This window comes from Rudanella lutea DSM 19387, assembly GCF_000383955.1.
Lineage (GTDB): Bacteria > Bacteroidota > Bacteroidia > Cytophagales > Spirosomataceae > Rudanella > Rudanella lutea.
On record NZ_KB913013.1, the window covers coordinates 926255 to 944765 of the forward strand.

An 18511-nucleotide genomic window follows, 5' to 3' on the forward strand; every position below is an offset into this window, starting at 1 on the left:
TACGACATACCGGGCTGTTGCGCTCGCTCTGGTCACCCGGCACACCTAACCGACTAAAACCACAAACCGATTGTTAGTGAATGGATAGACATAAATACACCCTAAAACGAACGCAAATTTTGGCCGGTCATTGTTTCGAGGCCAATTTGAGTACCCTCATTTTGTGTATCAGAATGGCTGCAAAATAGCGGAATCGAAACAAAATCGCACCAAGGGGCGTCAGGGCTGCAACAATCCTTTTTACCTTCGTAGCATGAAAGTTGACGTTCTGTGCATTGCAGCCCATCCCGACGATACCGAAATGAGCGCCGGAGGCACCATTCTTTCCCTTATTGCCCAGGGTAAAACCGTAGCGGCTGTTGACCTCACCCGGGGCGAACTCGGCACCCGGGGCACCCCCGAAATACGACTGGCGGAGGCCGACGCAGCCACCAAAATTCTGGGGCTGGTGGCCCGCGAAAATATGGGGTTCCGGGATGGTTTTTTCCGCAATGACGAAGAACACCAGATGGCGCTGATTCCGGCCATTCGGCATTATCGGCCCGAGATTGTGATTACCAACACCATCGACGACCGGCACCCCGATCATGGCCGGGCGGCTCAACTGGTTGTGGAAGCCTGTTTCTATGCCGGTTTGCGCATGATTCAAACCAGCCGCGATGGGCAACCGCAGGAAGCCTGGCGGCCCAAGTACGTGTACCATTTCATTCAGGACCGGTCGCTCAAGCCCTCGTTTGTGGTCGATATTTCGGACTATTGGGACGGTAAATTAGCCTCAATCAAAGCCTACCGGAGTCAGTTTTACGATCCCAACAGTCAGGAACCCGCAAGCTACATTTCGAGTGCCGATTTTATGGACTTCCTGCGGGCCCGGGCCGAAGAATACGGCCACATGATTGGAGCCAAGTACGGCGAAGGCTTCATCAGTCAGCGCATGCTCGGGGTTACCGATCTGTTTGGCTTAGTGTAGTCGGTCAATGTTGCGTTTGCTTCGTACCCGGTTTCTGCCGCTTTTCACGGTTTTTCTACTGGTTGCCCCGGTGGTGGGCCGTGTGTTTGGCCCTTCGTTCTTTCTGTTCGAACTGTTCAGCCACTTTTCAGTCCAATACACCGGGCTGGCCGGACTCCTGCTGGCGTTCTGGATTGGCCGGGGCCGCCCATTCATGGCGTTTCTGGCCGGGGCGGCTCTCCTGCTCAATGCGTACTGGTGTGCGCCCCTGTTCAGATACGACCCACCCCGCACCGGGCAAACGGATCTGCGGGTCTTCCACGCCAACGTCCTCTACACCCGCGACGACTACCAACCTATTATCGACACCATCCGGCGGTTACAGCCCGATTTTTTCGTGCTTCACGAGATGACACCCACCGGGGTGCGGGCCGTTGCCGAACTTCAACGCGACTACCCGTATCAGGACAGCGTGTGGGCCAAGGGGCCGTGTTATATACTCGTTGGGAGCCGAACCCCCTTCCGAACCGACTCATTGGCCCGCCAACAGCACCGGGTTATTGCCCTCACGAGCACTGTGCGCGGGCGGGCGGTCTCACTTAGTACGGTACATCCGCGTACTCCCCTCCTGCCCGGCTGGTTTGCCCACCGCAACGAGCAGCTGCAATTCGTGGCCGATCAGCTCGCCAACGCAACCAACCCGGCCGTACTCATCGGCGACTTCAATATCAGCCCCTTATCCCCGATATACACCCACTCTTTTACCAACCGATCGGGTGTTTTAGGCCCCTTGAACGCTTGCCGGGACGGCTTCGGCTGGACTCCCACCTGGCCGCGTTACCTCCCCTTTATGTTCATCCCGATTGACCATGCGTTTGTCAACGGCGGGTTCGTCACAAAGCGCTTCCGCACGTTGACAATACCCGGCTCCGACCATCGGGCCATTTGTATAGATTTAAGTCTATCGAAAAAACAGAAATAACTCTCTTCGGGTTGAGTCAGTAGGTTTTCACCCTAAAAACTCAACGTCATGGCAAAGAGCACATTGGACAAGGTCGAGGAAGAGTACAAAGACCAGAAGGCCGGGGGCACCGGCAATAGCACCCAACACGGCAGTACCGGCACCGGGCGGCAATCGACGGCGCAGAAGAGTTCGAAGCACTCGAAAAGCAGCAACAGCAGCGCGGGTAAAGCTACCGGCGGTAGCAAAGGCGGCCACAGTAGTTAATCATTCCCCTAAACCAATCAGACATGCAGTTTTCACCAAGGTATCTGAGCCCACAAACGGGCGGTGGCAACAGCCACATCAACCAGAAAGAGAAAGGCAAAGCGGGTAAGGACGGGGCAAACCCACGCTCAACAAAGAAAACAACCGAGAAAATTGAGCCGCAGGACCGCACCGACAACAAGAAAAACGCTAACAGCGTCGATTAGCGCATCAATGTGTGTGAGGAGGCTAACAGAACCGGGAAGTTGACCGGTTTTGTTAGCCCCTTTTGTATTAGAATATGTACCGAATCCCGCACCAGGGAATTTCTTCGTGCATGAGTCGCTCAAACACGGCCACCATCTTCGCTTTCAGCTGATGGGCATACCGAATGTTCCAGCCCCCGTACTGACTCACTTTGCTCTCCTGCAACTCGGGCACCCAAAGTAACTCTTCGGCCTTCGGATTGATTGCCAGATTGGCCTGATGCTGCCATTGGTTGTGGGTCAGAAAAATGACCTCGGCCTGCATTTGTGCTTTCACCTCGGGCCGCAAAGCTGCATCGAGTTGCCGAAATAACTCGCGGTAATCATCGCGCCAGGTTTTTCCGCCGTACACAATCACCGGCGAAAAATTGACGTGTACCTCGTACCCGGCCTCGTAAAAATCGTTGATGGCCGCAATTCGTTTTTCGATGCTATCGGTGCGTACGTCAACCAGTTTGCTCACGTGGGCGGGCATCAGGCTGAACCGAATTCGAATCTTACGCTTCGGGTCGAACTGAAGCATATCCGGGTTAACAAACTTGGTGGCAAAGGTCGCTTTGGCGCGGGGATGATCGCGGTAAAAGGCCAGTGCCTGCTGCACCCCATCGGACAGGCTATAGTCCACCGAAATATCGGAGTTGCAGCCAATATCGTACGTCCAGTACGTCGGGTCGGTTTGGTTGGCGGGCTTCGGCCAGGGCAAAGCCTGTACATGCGCATCGACTGAGGTCAGAATTTCCTCTACGTTGGTAAACATGGTGATGGGGTTCACCTTCTTGTGCCGGTCGACGTAACAGTACGTACACCCTCCAAAGCAGCCATTAGCCAGGCTCGGTGCAATGTAATCCGAGCTGCGGCCGCTCCATTTAATCTCCTGACTCTTCAGCTTACCCAATACCAGTACATCGGACTTGACCTTGAAATGGCTCATTCCTAACTCGGGCAGTCGGTTGTGCTGGGCCACCTGCATGAGCTCGGCCTGCGGGAATTGGTGTATGATAGCCTCGCCCCGCTCATTGAGCGAATCGGCCGTATAAAGCACCAGCGAAGGATTAAAATAAGGCATGAATGTTCGTTGAGTCGTGTACTAATAAAACACCTAATTGGCTGGTATGGTTCGCCTACAAATACAGCTATATAATTGATAGTGAAATAATTAATAAGCTATTTCATTGGGTATAACCTAATTTATTTCAAGAGTTCATGGTTGATAACAACCGGTGGCGGCTGACCACCCCCTTGCCCCCTCCTTGAACTAAGGAGGGGGTGTAAGACAACGTCTACGTTGACTTACTGAATGGTATTCTTAGGAATTCGTTATCTCCTCAATGACCCACCTCCTGAAACCAAAAAAAGAAGCCTTTTCAGAGCAACTAAAATTTTTAGCTCCCCTATCTAAATCAAGACGGACGTTGTCTCACCCCCCACTCCTAACACCAAAAAGCCTTTTCAGAGCAACTAAAATTTTCAGCCTCCCCCTACGTAAATCAAGACGGACGTTGTCTCATCCCCCTCCTTGAACTAAGGAGGGGGGCAGGGGGGTGGTATCGCTACAAGCCGTTAGTACCGCACAAAAAAGCGATGACATCGTTCCAAAGGAGATGTCATCGCTCGGGTCAAACGCCCAGTGCGTTATCGCAGTAAGCAACAGGCTTACTTCCGCAAGTTTTTAAGGTAGGCAATGCTCTTGGGCACCTGCACATCTTCGTGGTTACTCTCGTCTTCGATGTAGTAGTGCTTGATACCTACTTTTTTGGCCGTTTCGAGTACTGCCGGCATATCGATCTGTCCATCGCCCAGCACCACATCGTTTTCGGGTGGGGTGCCCCCGCTCAAATCGCCCTTCACCCCTTTTTTGAGGTCTTTCAGGTGCATCAGTTTCCAGCGGCTACCGTACTTTTTGAGCAGAGCCACCGGGTCGGCACCCCCGTGTTGCGCCCACAAAATATCCATCTCGAACGACACATACTTGGGGTCGGTGTTTTTCACCATGTAGTCGAACAAGGTACCATCTTCGTAGGGCTGAAACTCATAACCATGATTGTGATAGCAAAATGTAATACCATTGTCTTTCAACACCTTGCCCACCCGGTTAAAATCAGCAACAGCCTGCTTGGCGTTTTCGAGGGAGAAATTGCTTTTCTGATGCGGTATCCAGGCCACCATTACGTATTTCGCGCCCAGCGCCTTCGCCTGACGGGCCACCGCTTCAGGGTCTTTTACAATTTGCTCGTAACCCGCTCCGGTCGAGGTTACTTTGATGCCCCGCTCTTTGAGCAACTTCAGAAACTCCTCGGTGCTCATCCCCTTCGGAACGCCCCCTTCGATCTCGGTAATACCGAGCGACTTAATCAAATCGAGCGTCCCCACCACATCTTTGGGCATCATGTTGCGGTAGGTGTAGGTTTGCACGCCCAGCGGGAAGGTGTACACCGGCTTGCCCGACTGCGCCCATCCGGTGCCGGGAGCCGACAGACTGAGTGATAAAAGAGCGGCCGCAAACAGCCGGCGCGTGATTGTGAAATGCATACGTGTCAGTTAAAGGTTTTTCTTTTTCATTTCGGCCACCGCAAAGTTTGCCGCCCGCGCCGTGAGGGCCATGTACGTCAGCGACGGGTTTTGGGTCGATGTGGAGGTCATGCAAGCCCCATCGGTCACAAACACATTTTTGCAATGGTGTAAGGCATTCCATTGATTGAGCAACGACGTTTTGGGGTCTTTACCCATGCGTACACCACCCATCTCGTGAATGTCGGAACCGGGGTTTGAATGGGTATCCACGGCCTTTATATTCTTAAAGCCAGCCAGCGTGAACATCTCCGTCATTTGCTCCAAAAAATCGTTTACCATTCGGTCGTCATTCTCCGACCAGCCCGCCGAGGTTACCAGCAAGGGAATGCCGTATTTGTCTTTCCAGATGGGGTCAAGCCGTACGTGATTTTTTTCGAGCGGAATGGTCTCGCCCTGCATCCAGCCGCTAATGTGCCACGGACCCAGTTTGGGGTGCAGCAGGTTTTCTTTCAGCGCCAGCCCCACGCCCTCGCGGTTGGTTTGCAGCCCCCGGCCGCCCCCCACACCCGTAGCGTAGCCCCGCAAAAACTGGGACGCCAGCCCGGTCGTCTCCTGCCGGTACAGGTTCCGAAAACGCGGAATGTAGCCGTTACTCGGATTGCGCCCGTCGGTTGTCTGGTCCGGAAAACCGTCGTACTCGGCCGAAATTTTGCCTCGATAATTGTGCCAGGCAATGTATTTACCCAGTAGTCCGCTATCGTTACCGAGTCCATTCGGAAACCGGTTTGACGTGGAGTTGAGCAAAATCAGATTGCTGTTCAGGGCCGAGCCATTCACGAAAATGATACGGGCGTAAAACTCCATCATCTGCAAGCTATTGGCATCGACAACCCGTACTCCGGTAGCGCGGCCTTTCCGGTCGTCGTAGATAATCGAATGCACCACCGAATGGGGCCGCAGGGTCATGTTGCCGGTGCGCTCAGCCCAGGGCAAGGTGCTGGCGTTGCTGCTGAAATATCCACCAAAGGGGCACCCACGCACGCACAACGCCCGGTGCTGGCACTGCGCCCGGCCCTGCGCTGTATGCACCGGCTGCGGCTGGGTGATATGCGCACACCGCCCCTGAACCAACTGCCGGTCGGTGAAGTGCCGGGCAATCGTCTGTTTCAGGTGCGACTCCACGCAATTGAGCTCGATAGGTGGCAGAAACTCCCCATCGGGCAGGTGCGGCAAGCCATCTTTATTCCCCGAAATACCCGCAAATTTCTCCACATGGCTGTACCAGGGGGCCAAATCACGGTAGCGGATGGGCCAATCGACCGCAAACCCATCGCGGGCGGGGCCGTCAAAATCAAATTCGCTCCAACGCTGGGTTTGCCGCGCCCAAAGCAACGACTTACCGCCTACGTGGTAACCCCGTGTCCAGGTAAAGGGCTGCTCCTGCACAAACGGCTGCTCATCGGGTTTGATAGCCCAATGCAGGGTTTCTTCGCGCATGAACGAGCGGATGTCGCCGTACTGCTCCCGCACGGCCAGCGGCACCTGCCCCCGATGCGGAAACTCCCACGGGTTTAGGTTGGCGGTGGGGTAATCGGTCACGTGCTTCACATCGCGGCCGCGCTCCAGCACGAGCGTCTTAAGCCCTTTTTCGCACAGTTCTTTGGCGGCCCATCCCCCACTGATCCCAGAGCCAATCACGATGGCGTCGTAGGTCATTTGTTTGGCCGCATCAATCAGAAAGTTTGCCATAGCGCGAATGGGTCAGCGGGTTGCCACGGGCACACAGCCGTAATAGTGTCCCGGAATCATAGTGTATTTATAATACCCGGTCATCACATACTCTGAGGTTGTGTACCCCTGAATAGTGAGCTGTTTGAGCAGGGTATAAAACTCCTTGCGGGCGGTATCAGTGGTGGCTTCGAAAGCCAGCAGCACGTCCGTTCGTTCGGTTGGTGTGCAAGCCGCGAACGCCTTTCCGAAACGCGCGCGGGCCACTTCATCAAAGCCCGCCAGTCCCGCTACAAATTGCTGCTGTACCGGGGGCTCGTAGCAATCGGCTATCATGGTCTGTACAAAGGAGGGCACCTCAAGGGCCCGCGCGCCGGGCGTGTCGGAGGCCGGAATGAGGGCATCGATCAACTCGGTCAGCAACGCCTGTTGTGCCGAACTTAGCAGAATCGGGCCGGGCGGCAACGATGCTTTTGTCCAGGCATTGGCCCAGTTGGGCAACAGCAGCAACCCACCCGCAGCCAGGGTCATGTTTTTGAGGGCAGTCCGTCGGAGCATCGTTTCGGGTTGAGCGTTTTAGAGGTTTTCAGACTGGCGAAAGGTTCATTCCGCCAACTACCCCGAAAAGAAGCCACAACGAACCAACTACTTTGCTGACTGTGCGCGATGCTAAAATCAGGCTTAATGCCCAGAACCCTCTCTGCTTCTGAACAGCGAACTCATTTTCAACCGGTCGGCTACACAGGCCCATGCTTACACGAAAGTCGGTGACATTCTGATAACTACAGAACCATTAGACCGGTCGGCTCCGTATCTTTATGCTGTGAAAAGCCCTCTTTGCCGTTGGCTTTCTACTTCGAGTAGCTAACCTATCTTGCACATGGCAAAATACACTCTTCTTATCAACGGACAACGTTACCAGACCGAGGCCGATCCTGACACCCCGCTGCTGTGGGTGCTGCGCGATAACCTCGGCCTCACCGGCACCAAGTTTGGCTGCGGCATTGCCCAATGTGGCGCCTGCACTGTGCACTTCAACGGCGAGCCAACCCGTGCCTGCGTACTGCCGGTTTCGGCCGTTGGTACCAACAAAATTACCACCATTGAGGGGCTCTCGGCCACGGGCGATCACCCGGTACAAAAAGCCTGGGCCGCTGTCGACGTACCACAGTGCGGCTACTGTCAGGCCGGGCAAATCATGACGGCGGCCGCTTTCCTGAAGCGGAATCCCAAGCCGACCACCGAGCAAATTGAAGAGGCCATGTCGGGCAACCTTTGCCGCTGTGGTACGTATCATCGAATCCGGGAAGCCATTCAGCTTGCAGCTAAATAAAGTTTACTGTCTACGGTTTTCGGTTTTCAGTTGGTTGTCCCCTTGTGAAGGGGATTCGTACCACTGCCAGCTAAAAACGATAAACCCAAACGCCAAAAAGGCATGAAAACGACTTCAACATCCCGCCGTGATTTTCTTAAAGTCGCGGCTACGGTAAGCGGTGGCTTGTGGCTTGGTTTCAACTGGCAAACCGCCGACGCCAATGCGTTGCCGCTCACCGCTCTTGATGCCGCCGGCCTGGCCGACGCCCCCCATAACTTCAACAGCTTTATTTCGATTGGCACCGATGGCCTCATCACCATCTTCTCGCCCAACCCCGAAGTAGGCCAGGGCATCAAAACCGCCTTCCCGATGGTGGTTGCCGACGAACTGGATGCCGACTGGGCCCGCGTTCGGGTTGAGCAGGCTCCGCTGGACACCAAACGCTTCGAACGGCAGGCAGCCGGGGGGTCGCAGTCGCTGCGTCACTCCTGGACCCGGCTCCGGCAGGCGGGTGCTACCGCCCGCCAAATGCTGGTCGAGACAGCGGCCGCCCGCTGGAATGTACCGGCTTCAGAATGCACCACCGACAAAGGTGTGGTGTTCCACAAAGCCTCTAACCGGAAAGTGAGCTACGGCGAACTGGCGACCGATGCCGCCAAACGGCCTGTGCCGACCAACGTGACGCTCAAAACCCCGAAGCAGTTTACGATTATCGGCAAGAATTTGCCGAACGTCGACAACAAGGAGATTCTGACCGGTAAGCCCCTCTACGGCATTGATTTCTACCGGGAGGGTATGCTGTTTGCGATGGTGCAGCGTCCGCCGGCGTTTGGGATGAAACTAAAGACAGTAGATGCCGCTGCGGCCAAAGCCATGCCGGGTGTTACCGATGTGGTTACGCTCAAAAACGGCGTGGCAGTTGTCGGCAAGAATACCTGGGCGGTAAAAAAAGCCCGCGAAAAGCTGAAAGTCGAGTGGGAGAAAATCAACCCCGATGCCCCCCTCGATAGCACCGAAGGCTTTGACCGGCAGTTCAAAGAATTGCTCGACAAGCCGGGCACCGTGCGCCGGAAAGATGGCGACCCCGATGCCGCCTTTGCCTCGGCCGCCCGCATCATCAAAGCCGAATACCAGTGTCCTATGCTGGCCCACAGCCCGCTGGAGCCGATGAACTTCTTTGCCCATGTGCGGCCCGACGGCGTAGAACTGGTGGGCTCAACCCAAACACCCGAACGCGCCCGCAACGACGTGGCCAAGCTGCTGGGCGTGGCCCCCGAAACAGTAAGCGTCCATATGACCCGCATGGGTGGCGGTTTTGGCCGACGGTTGCAGGCTGACTTTGCGGTCGAAGCGGCCGAGGTATCGAGCCTGGTGAAAGCGCCGGTGAAGGTGATCTGGACCCGCGAAGACGACATGAACGGGGGTAGTTACCGCCCGGCCTGCCGCTACCGGTTTGAGGCCGCCCTGGACAAAGACAATAACCTCATTGGCTACAAGCTGCGGGGCGTGGGTGTCAACGTGGCCAACTCGACCCGCGAAGACAACTTCCCGGCTGGTGCTGTACCCAACCTGCTCATTGACTCGCACGACGTGAAGTCGCCCGTGACTACCTGGGCCTGGCGGGCTCCGATCACCAACTTCCTGGCGTTTGCCGAGCAGGCGTTTCTGGACGAGGTGGCCGCTGCTGCCGGTAAAGACCCGATTCAGTTCCGGCTCGATTTGTTTGCAAAGGCAAAATCAGCACCAACCGGGGCCGTCAAGTACGAAGTCGACCGGATGGAAGCCGTAACACGACTCGTAGCTGAGAAAAGCAACTGGGGTAAAAACCCGGCCGTGAAGCAGGGCTTCAGCGTTTATTTCTCGCACAACTCGTACGTAGCACAGGTGGCCGAGGTGGTGCAGAAAAACGGTAAGCCGGTCCTCCAGAAAATTCACGCTGCGGCCGACTGTGGCGTGGTGGTAAGCCGGAGCGGTGCCCTTCAACAGATGAAAGGCGGGGTAGTCGACGGGCTGGGCCATGCCCTCTACGGCAAGCTGACGCTTAAGGATGGTGCCGCCGAGCAACGGAACTTCGATGCATTCAGGCTTATTCGGATGAATGAGGTGCCCGACGTAGAAGTTTACTTCGTTGAGAACGAAAAAGACCCCACCGGATTAGGTGAGCCTGCCTTACCTCCAACCGGCGCGGCCGTCGCCAACGCCATGTTCAAAGCGACCGGCACCCGGCTCTACAATCAGCCGTTTGCCGAGCAGCCGGGTAGCCCCTGGAAACAAAATATGTAGGCTTTACCAGTCCTGTACACCGGCGATTTATTATCAAGCCCCCGAACCGTTCATAGCAAATGGTTCGGGGGTTTTTCGTAAAATCGTGTAGTATTGCCTTGTCTAACAACCACAAGACCAGCATGCCAGAACCCGAAAAAAGCCTTGGGCAGAAGATTCTGAGCTTCTTTGTCAAAGATGAAACCGCTCCCGGAACGGATGTTCCCCGAACGGACGTTCCAGGAATGGCCGGATCGGGGGCGGCCTTACCCGGCACTCCGCCCCCCGCATCCCAGCCAGCCCCTGCGCGACCGGCCCCTCCGGTTGCGAACAGCTCACCCGGAGAAATCGACGCGAAGTTTGCCGATCACTTCACCGAAGTACTCTCGAAAGCCAACGTGCCCGGCCCCGACTACTTTGAGTTTCGGGAAACGCTCCGCAACCTGGCCGACCTGGGCCTACCCGAAGACAAGCGGTATCAGGCCGCCTGGGCCTCGTTTAAAGCTATTGCGGGTAATGTTGATGTAGCCATGCTGACGGCAACCGCCAACGGATACCTAACCGCGCTCAACACCGACCGGGAGCTGTTTTTGAAGAGTGTTGAAACAGCGCTGAACGAGCGAGTGGGCGGTTTGCAGAACGAACAAAAAACGCTTCTGGCCGACAACGAGGCTATTTCGAAGCAAATTGCAGAGCTACAGAAACGACAGCAGGCCAACAACGACCGGCTCGCGAACATCGGCGGAGAAATTGCCGAGCAAAGCACCAAGCTGACCCAAAACCGCAACAACTTTGAGGTCACCTATGCCAGCTTTACCGAGCAGATCAAGCACGACGTATCGAAAATTCAAACGTATTTAAAATAAAGAGTGAAAGAGCGGAAGAGTGAAAGAGTGTTTCTGTTTACCCTGACTTCTTTCGCTCTTTCACTCTTTTGCTCTTTCACTCATTAACTATGGCAACCCCAGACTTTTCTCAACTTGGTGGCAACACCACCACCGACGCCGACAAACGGTCGTTCTGGAGCCGCCCCGAAGGCGTAGCAGGTATGATTTTTCTGCTGGCCATTGGGGGCGTGTTTCTCTACCGCATCAACGATATTCTTGAGTGGCTCATTCGGGTTACCGAAAATACGCTGTACCTCGGCGGGCTCCTGGCCGCTCTGGCTCTGGTGATCTTTCTGATTACGAGCAAAGACGTCAGAACCGGCGTGTTTTTCCTGTTCAAATCGCTGATGCGGAGCCTCACGGGTACGATCATTCAACTGAACCCCATCGCGATCATGAAAATCTACATCGACGACCTCAAAGACAAACGGGAGAAGATGCAGGGGCAGATCAACACGCTGGCGGGTCAGCTGGTGAAGCTGAACAAGAAAATCAACGAGAACAATGAGCTTATCAAGCAGAAGTTTGCCGAGGCCAACAAAGCCAACTCCATGACCGACCGTCCGGGCATGAAAGAGGCCGCATCGCTGGCAACTATGGAAGGCGCTGGCCTGCAAGAGATGAACCAGAAGCTGTTGCCCCTGCAACGCAACATGAAAACCGTGCTTGAGTTCATGGAAAAAGTGAACAAGAGCGCCGAGTACATCATCAAAGAAACTGAGATCAAGGTTCGGCTCAAAGAAACCGAATATCAGATTGTTAAGGAAAGCTCAAACGCGCTAAAAACGGCCGTCAGCATCTTCAAAGGCGACCCCGACAAGAAGTTCTACTTCGACGAGTCGATGGAGTATATCCAGGACGACATGAGCAAGAAACTCGGCGAGATGAAGCGGGCCATGGACCTTTCTATGGACTTCATCAATGGCGTAGATATCCAAAACGGTATCCTGTCAGACAAAGGCCAAAGCCTGCTCGAAGCGTACAACAAAGGTGAGTTTAAACTCATCAGCCTCGACGCGCCGGCTCCCGAACCCGCTACCCGCATTGCCAACCCGCCGAAAGACCAGAACTATAAAAACCTGCTTGAATAAAGAGTGAATGAGCGAACGAGTGAATGAGTGGGCTGACGCAAGTGGCTTACAAACAATTCACTCTCTCGCTCCCGCACTCTTTGCCGAACGCAGCCCGCACTTTTTCACTCTTTCACTCTTTAACTATGCAACGCTTAACCACCGCCGGAAGGCTCCTCATCACGGCCATTGTGCTGGCCGCCCTTTACTTTGGATTTAAAGCCCTCGGGGGTAACGAATGGCTCCAGAACATGCGGAGCAAACAAGCCACCGAACAGACTGGCACCTCGACCGAGACCACAGATAATGGCTCACCTACCCTGCCCGGCAACGATGAAGCCACCTCGACGGCAACAGACGAGGCTTCGGACAATGGTAGCGGCTCCTCATCGTCGGCATCCGACAACGGCCCCCGCCCTGCTTTCACGTACACCGCGCCTGAGCCAGTCAATGGCAAGCTGAAAGGCGTTGTGGAATTGGGAGCCAGTGGGTTCAACTCGTTCATCGTCCGAATCGACGATCAGAAGCGCTGGAAACTCGAAAAAGCCGATTTTGGCAACAGCTTAGTGCTCGAAAACATGGCGACCGATCAGGACGTGCGCGAAGGCCTGAAAAAATACATCGGCAACATGCTCGACTTTGGCGTAGGTGGCCGCGACATTCAGTTTGTGGTGAGTTCGGGAGCCATCAAAGCCGAGAATACGCAGAAGATCATCCGGGCCCTCAAGTCGCTCAATTACGTGGTGAATACCGTTACGCCGGAGCAGGAAGGCCGTTTGGCCCTGCGGTCGGTGCTGCCGTCGGACTTCGACCAAAACGCGTTTGTGGTGGATATTGGCTCAGGCAACACCAAAATTTCGTGGCGCAACGGGGGGTCGGTGCAGGCGCTGGAAACCTACGGCTCCAAGTATTTCCAGAACGGTATCGACGATGCGCAGGTAGCGCAGGAGGTGGCTGCCAAAGCCAAGCAGATTCCGGCGGGACAGCGTAAAACGGCCTTCATCATCGGCGGTATTCCGTTTGAACTCGCCAAGCAGGTTCGGAACGGCAAAGAACGGTACACCGTACTGAAAGCCCCCGCCGACTATACCGGCGAAAATGCCAAGCAAAAAGCGGGTCTGGTCATCTACAAAGCCATTGCCGACGCTACCGGTTGTCAGCAGTTTGTGTTCGACTGGGACGCCAACTTTACCATTGGGTATTTGCTAACCTTAAAATAAAGAGCGAAAGAGTGAATGAGTGAAAGAGCACTTAGGCGTACATGTTCCCGATATCGCTTTATCACTCATTCACTCTTTCGCTCTTTCGCTTTTCCCATGACCCTCTCCGACTTTTTCAATTACATCACGGCGCACTCAGGTGTGGCCGTTCTTTTTTTGGTAGCCGTGCCAGCGGTTACGTTTCTGATCAATCTATGGTCGGGCACCACGGCCGAGGAAATCTGGCGGTGGCGCTATGTGTACGCCGTGCTGGTGTACGCGGCCGCCATTCCGGGCATTTTTGCCGTGACGCTCAACATCTACCTGTTTCTGTTTGAGCGGCAGAGCATCTGGACAATGAACCTCGCGCTCCAGGTACTCCCCATTCTGACAATGGTTGGCACGCTGATGCTTATCCGACAAAAAATCCCGTTTGCGTACGTGCCGGGGTTTGGCAAGCTATCTGGTTTTCTGACCCTCATTGCCGCCCTCATCGGGTTAATGTGGTTTTTCGACCGGCTACGGCTCGTGGCCTTCACCTACGTGCCGTTTGTGTACATCGTTGTGGGGTTTGTGCTCGTACTAGTGCTGATCCGGTTTGCGTGGAGCAAGATGTTTTAAGGAGAAGGTAAGGCATATGCAGCACGAGGTGGCAGGCTTAGAACCTACCACCTCGTGCTGCATAATGGGCCTGACAGAACCTTACCCCAGCAAAGTCGGCCGTTCATTGAACGTCTTGAATACCAGTTCGCCGAAGATAGTATTAGCCCAGGCAAACCACTTACGGGTAAACCGGGTCGCGTCGTCTTTGTGGAATGATTCATGCATGAAGCCCGTACCTCCGTGCGTTTGCCGGAGCGTGGTAAGGCACTGCCGAATTTCGGCGGGGTCGGTGGTGGTAAGCCCCCGAATTACAATGCTCAATGGCCAAATCATATCCATACCCGCGTGCGGACCACCGATCCCCTCGCCAGCTTCTCCACGGAAGAAAAACGGATTTTCGGGGCTCAGCAGCATTCGGCGGGTGTTTTGATAGATGGGATCGCCCACTTTTACAGCTCCCAGATAGGGTAACGACAGCAGACTCGGGATGTTGGCATCGTCCATGAGGTTGAAGCTGCCAAAGCCGTTCACCTCGTAGGCATACACCTTCCCGAAGCGCGGGTGCGTTGTAACGGCATACTGCTTCAGGGCCGCGTCTACCTCGGTTGCCAGCGCCAGCGCGTCGGTCCGCAACGAACCGCCAATGTTCAGGGTCTGACACAACTCGGCCAGTTGCCGGAGCGATACCAGTGCAAAGAAGTTGGCCGGAATCAGGTACGGGAAAATGGTGGCATCGTCGCTCGGCCGGAACATGGAGCAAATCAGACCGTTGGGCCGAACCGGATAGCCGTAACCACCCAGCGGCACGCCATCGGTAGCCCAGGTGGTCCGGCGCTCAAATTTGTACGGGCCATTGCCGGTTTTACGTTGCTGCTCCCGGAACGTTCGGATCACCAACCGCATGGCCTGCTGCCAGTCGGCGTCGAAGGGGCGAGCGTCGCCGGTGGTTTTGTGATAATGGTACGCCAGCCGGATGGGGTAGCAAAGACTGTCGATCTCCCATTTGCGCTCATGCAGACCGGGCTTCATATCGGTCACATCGTCTTTCCACTCACCCACCCGCGTCTGCTCTTTGTAAAACGCATTGGCGTACGGGTCGTAATTGATGCAGCGCGTTTGCCGCCGTATTACCCCCTCAATCAACTGCCGCAGCGGTTCGTCCTGTTTCATCAGGGGCAGGTAAGGCCACACCTGCGCTGTGGAGTCGCGGAGCCACATAGCGTCGATATCGCCCGTGATTACGTAGGTGTCTGGCTTACCGTTGACCATCTCGAAGTCGACGGTGGTATCAAGCGTATTCGGGAAGCAGTTTTCAAAAAGCCAGGCTAATTCGGGGTTGCCCGCCTTTGCTTTTACGGCCCGGATGGTGGCTTCAACAGCAGCGCTTTTGAATTTCCGGCCCGATTCGGGGACGCGAACCACCGGAAACGAAGACTCCGAGCCGCCAAGCGACGGTTTGGTAAACAGGACGGCTGAACTCAGCGCGGCATTTTGCAGAAAAAGACGACGATTCATACAACGTATTGGAAACCCTACGGCCACATATAGCCGGTTTGGTGTGCAATATTAACGTGAATTATGGAAAATGACTGACCCAAAACCATGAATCAAAAACTACAAACCACGGGTGTAGGACAGGTTTGCCAACCGTTCTTTCAACCACCCCCGTCCCCCTCCTTCAACTAAGGAGGGGGAGCAGAAAAGAGCCTTCATTGGCTCCTCCTTAGTTGAGGGAGGGGAAGCAGAAAAGGGGCCGTCATTGGCTCCCCCTCCTTGAACTAAGGAGGGGGCCGGGGGGTGGTGTTCCCAGCTTAACGTGAATTATGACCTAATCACTCAATACCGCTACCATCCAAAAACTATAAACCACAAACCACCCGTCACCCCAACAAGCGATGCGGCCGATTATCTTTGCCAACATGACTACCCAGCCGCGTTCAGCCAACCGTAAAACAGCCGCCAAAACCCTGCGTCAGTTTCGGCAATGGCACCGTACAGTCAGCCTTATGGCGGGCATTGTGCTGCTTATTGTCTCAATCACCGGCTTGCTGCTGGGCTGGAAAAAGCACTCGGCCGGGCTTATCCTGGCCAAAACCCAAACCGGTGTGTCGACTGACCTCCGCACCTGGATGCCTATGGACAGTCTCCATCAGATTGCCGTGCGTACCCTCCGCGACTCCATCGGGGCCGACCTCTCTCCGGCCCTCGACCGCATTGATGCCCGCCCGCAAAAGGGCATTGTCAAGTTTGTATTTGCCGACCACTACTGGGGCATTCAGCTCGATGCCACCACCGGCCGGGTGCTGCTCCTCGAACGACGCACCGCCGACTGGATCGAAAACCTGCACGATGGCAGCCTATTCGACAAGCTGCTCGGCACCGAGGGCGAGGCCATTAAGCTCGTGTTTACCACACTGGCCGGACTGGGGTTACTGATCCTGACCGTCAGTGGTTTCTGGCTCTGGTACGGCCCCCGCCGGATGCGTTCGTAGTCTGTCCAAACTAAACCTTTACCGACCAGGGCCGGTTCTTCTACGGGCTTCGCGGTGGGTCTCTGCACCCAGCCCCGTAAGTTTTTGTAATTTTGCCCCCTCAATTTGAAACCTCAGCGATGAACATACAGCATCAGGTGCCTTTGACGCCCACTGCCACCTCGCCCGCGGCACAGGGCTTTTCGTTTCCGGCCGAATGGCTGCCTCATACCGCCACCTGGCTCACCTGGCCCCATACCGAAGCGTCGTGGACCCGCGAGCGGCAGGAAGCCATGTTTCCGGCCTATCTGGAGTTTATCGACACCATTGCGCACGGCGAGCAGGTTTGCATCAACGCCCATAACGAGGTGGTGATGCAGGCAGCCAAAATGCGGCTCCTCATGGCTGGTGTCGATATGGACCGGGTCACCTTGCTACCGCACCCCTGCAATGACTCGTGGTGCCGCGACCACGGCCCCGCGTTTCTGACCAACCCGGCCCGCGAGCGGATGATTGTAAACTGGGGCTACAACGCCTGGGGCGGCAAATACCCCCCCTACGACCGCGATGACCTGCTCCCCGTGCAGATTGCCCACTACCGGAAGTTGCCCTACGTAACGCCCGGCATCATTATGGAAGGGGGCTCGGTAGAGTTCAACGGCGCGGGAGCCGTGCTCACCAGCCGGGCTTGTCTGCTCAATAAAAACCGGAACCCGCACCTCACACAGGGCGGGATAGAACAGTATCTCTGCGACTACTACGGCGTGCAGCAGGTACTTTGGGTGGAAGATGGCATTGTAGGCGACGATACCGACGGGCACATCGACGATACCGTCCGGTTTGTAAACGAAGACACCGTACTGGCCGCCATCGAGCATAATAAAAGCGACGCCAACTACGCGCCCTTGCAGGAAATTCACCATGAACTTCGGCAGATGCGCCTGCTCAACGGCAAACAATTAAACATTGTAGAACTTCCCATGCCCGACCCCGTCGAGAGCGATGGCCTGCGCCTACCGGCCTCGTATGCCAACTTCTACATCGCCAACGCGGCCGTGATTGTGCCCACTTTCCGGTGTAAACAAGATCAGCAGGCACTCGACATTATCGGGCGTTGCTTCCCCGACCGGCCCGTGGTCGGCATCGACTCCACCGAGATTGTCTGGGGACTGGGCAGTTTCCATTGCCTGAGTCAGCAGGAACCGGCGGGCGTGTAAAGTTTTGGGTTTATGGTTTTTGGTTCACCTGACGACGTATGCTTTTGGATACACTTCCTGACGAACTAAAGCGTTTGGTGCAACACCATCGCTGGACAGCGACCACTGAAGGGCAATCGTCGGCACAAACGTTCCGGCTCGACGGACCGGAACGTTTGTTTCTCAAAATCGACAACCACGAACCGACGGGCGGGCTCCAACACGAAGCGGAGGCTCTGCGCTGGCTTCGGCAACACCTGCCTGCTCCCGACGTGCTTTATTTCGGGCGGGTTGGTAGTCAGGATTTTCTGCTTATCCGGGCCGTACCGGGCCAACCGGCGTCGGCCGAGTGCTGGCAACAACACCCAACCCGACTGGCCGAAACGCTGGGGCAAAGCATGCGGGCCCTGCACGCGATTGACCCGGCGAGTTGCCCATTTGACGCATCGACCCAAACCAAACTGCGCGAAGTGGCCGTTCGGGTGAAGCACGGACTGGTGGATGTCGAGGAGTTTGACGACGAAAACATCGGCCTGCTCCCAGAGGAAATCCTACACCGGCTACACACGCAGAAACCGTTTGCCCAGGACGACCGGGTGGTGACTCACGGCGACTTTTGCCCCGACAACCTCCTGCTCGACAACTGGGCCCTGGGCGGATTCATTGATCTGGGCCGGTTGGGTGTGGGCGACCGCTACGCCGATCTGGCCCTGTGCGAACGTAGCCTGCGGGATCTGTTCGACACCGACCGGTACAGTGCCCACTTTTTTGCGGCCTACGGTCTCCGTACCGTCGACCCGGATAAACTGCGCTATTTTCGACTACTCGACGAGTTGAACTAAGAAAC

General features: G+C 55.7%; 18 protein-coding genes. 13 read left to right on the forward strand and 5 right to left on the reverse strand.

The genetic code is table 11. The features are described 5' to 3' along the window. Window positions 1–253 precede the first annotated feature (253 nt). The 4 genes from bshB1 to RUDLU_RS0104075 are packed head-to-tail and all read left to right on the forward strand — an operon-like array spanning window position 254 to window position 2383. A complete protein-coding gene (gene bshB1 / locus RUDLU_RS0104060) occupies window positions 254–970 on the forward strand; it encodes a bacillithiol biosynthesis deacetylase BshB1 (protein ID WP_027302744.1) in 717 nt (238 codons plus the stop codon). Between the two features lie 7 nt (window positions 971–977). Then, window positions 978–1931, forward strand: a complete 954-nt coding sequence (locus tag RUDLU_RS0104065; protein WP_019987076.1) for an endonuclease/exonuclease/phosphatase family protein — start codon at window positions 978–980, stop codon at window positions 1929–1931. A 48-nt stretch (window positions 1932–1979) separates the two neighbouring features. Continuing rightward, on the forward strand, window positions 1980–2177 hold the full coding sequence (locus RUDLU_RS0104070; protein WP_019987077.1) for a hypothetical protein: 198 nt from the start codon (window positions 1980–1982) through the stop codon (window positions 2175–2177). 23 nt (window positions 2178–2200) lie between these two features. Next, a complete protein-coding gene (locus tag RUDLU_RS0104075; protein ID WP_019987078.1) occupies window positions 2201–2383 on the forward strand; it encodes a hypothetical protein in 183 nt (60 codons plus the stop codon). Window positions 2384–2450: 67 nt separating this feature from the next. On the opposite strand, the gene RUDLU_RS0104080 is transcribed toward RUDLU_RS0104075, so the two are convergent. The 4 genes from RUDLU_RS0104080 to RUDLU_RS0104095 form a co-directional block, all read right to left on the reverse strand. Beyond that, entirely contained in the window at window positions 2451–3488 is a 1038-nt protein-coding gene (locus RUDLU_RS0104080; RefSeq protein WP_019987079.1) for a spore photoproduct lyase family protein, read from the reverse strand. Between the two features lie 587 nt (window positions 3489–4075). Beyond that, entirely contained in the window at window positions 4076–4951 is an 876-nt protein-coding gene (locus RUDLU_RS0104085) for a sugar phosphate isomerase/epimerase family protein (RefSeq protein WP_019987080.1), read from the reverse strand. 9 nt (window positions 4952–4960) lie between these two features. Continuing rightward, window positions 4961–6682, reverse strand: a complete 1722-nt coding sequence (locus RUDLU_RS0104090; protein ID WP_019987081.1) for a GMC oxidoreductase — start codon at window positions 6680–6682, stop codon at window positions 4961–4963. A 12-nt stretch (window positions 6683–6694) separates the two neighbouring features. Beyond that, on the reverse strand, window positions 6695–7219 hold the full coding sequence (locus tag RUDLU_RS0104095) for a gluconate 2-dehydrogenase subunit 3 family protein (protein ID WP_019987082.1): 525 nt from the start codon (window positions 7217–7219) through the stop codon (window positions 6695–6697). 322 nt (window positions 7220–7541) lie between these two features. Between RUDLU_RS0104095 and RUDLU_RS0104100 the strand changes: the two genes are divergently transcribed. The 6 genes from RUDLU_RS0104100 (at window position 7542) to RUDLU_RS0104125 (ending at window position 14015) form a co-directional block, all read left to right on the forward strand. After that, the gene (locus RUDLU_RS0104100) at window positions 7542–7994 is read left to right on the forward strand and encodes a (2Fe-2S)-binding protein (protein WP_019987083.1); all 453 of its coding nucleotides are present in this window, start codon (window positions 7542–7544) and stop codon (window positions 7992–7994) included. Window positions 7995–8096: 102 nt separating this feature from the next. Then, the gene (locus RUDLU_RS0104105) at window positions 8097–10259 is read left to right on the forward strand and encodes a xanthine dehydrogenase family protein molybdopterin-binding subunit (RefSeq protein WP_019987084.1); all 2163 of its coding nucleotides are present in this window, start codon (window positions 8097–8099) and stop codon (window positions 10257–10259) included. 122 nt (window positions 10260–10381) lie between these two features. Next, window positions 10382–11104 (forward strand): hypothetical protein, encoded by a 723-nt coding sequence (locus RUDLU_RS0104110; protein ID WP_027302746.1) that lies wholly within the window; start codon window positions 10382–10384, stop codon window positions 11102–11104. Between the two features lie 89 nt (window positions 11105–11193). After that, window positions 11194–12216: a hypothetical protein gene (locus RUDLU_RS0104115; protein ID WP_019987086.1), complete on the forward strand. Its 1023-nt coding sequence runs from the start codon at window positions 11194–11196 to the stop codon at window positions 12214–12216. A gap of 125 nt (window positions 12217–12341) precedes the next feature. Further along, window positions 12342–13415: a hypothetical protein gene (locus RUDLU_RS0104120; RefSeq protein ID WP_019987087.1), complete on the forward strand. Its 1074-nt coding sequence runs from the start codon at window positions 12342–12344 to the stop codon at window positions 13413–13415. A 96-nt stretch (window positions 13416–13511) separates the two neighbouring features. After that, on the forward strand, window positions 13512–14015 hold the full coding sequence (locus tag RUDLU_RS0104125; RefSeq protein WP_019987088.1) for a hypothetical protein: 504 nt from the start codon (window positions 13512–13514) through the stop codon (window positions 14013–14015). A gap of 81 nt (window positions 14016–14096) precedes the next feature. Here the strand turns inward: RUDLU_RS0104125 and RUDLU_RS0104130 are convergent, their stop codons facing one another. After that, on the reverse strand, window positions 14097–15512 hold the full coding sequence (locus tag RUDLU_RS0104130; RefSeq protein ID WP_019987089.1) for a glycoside hydrolase family 125 protein: 1416 nt from the start codon (window positions 15510–15512) through the stop codon (window positions 14097–14099). Window positions 15513–15892: 380 nt separating this feature from the next. Between RUDLU_RS0104130 and RUDLU_RS0104135 the strand changes: the two genes are divergently transcribed. The 3 genes from RUDLU_RS0104135 (at window position 15893) to RUDLU_RS0104145 (ending at window position 18506) form a co-directional block, all read left to right on the forward strand. Then, the gene (locus tag RUDLU_RS0104135; RefSeq protein ID WP_019987090.1) at window positions 15893–16489 is read left to right on the forward strand and encodes a PepSY-associated TM helix domain-containing protein; all 597 of its coding nucleotides are present in this window, start codon (window positions 15893–15895) and stop codon (window positions 16487–16489) included. A gap of 119 nt (window positions 16490–16608) precedes the next feature. Beyond that, window positions 16609–17685, forward strand: coding sequence for an agmatine deiminase family protein (locus RUDLU_RS0104140; RefSeq protein ID WP_019987091.1), 1077 nt, complete (start codon window positions 16609–16611; stop codon window positions 17683–17685). A gap of 44 nt (window positions 17686–17729) precedes the next feature. After that, window positions 17730–18506 carry an APH(3') family aminoglycoside O-phosphotransferase gene (locus tag RUDLU_RS0104145; RefSeq protein WP_169578023.1) on the forward strand — a complete coding sequence of 259 codons (777 nt, stop codon included), beginning with the start codon at window positions 17730–17732 and terminating at the stop codon, window positions 18504–18506. Window positions 18507–18511: the final 5 nt, after the last annotated feature.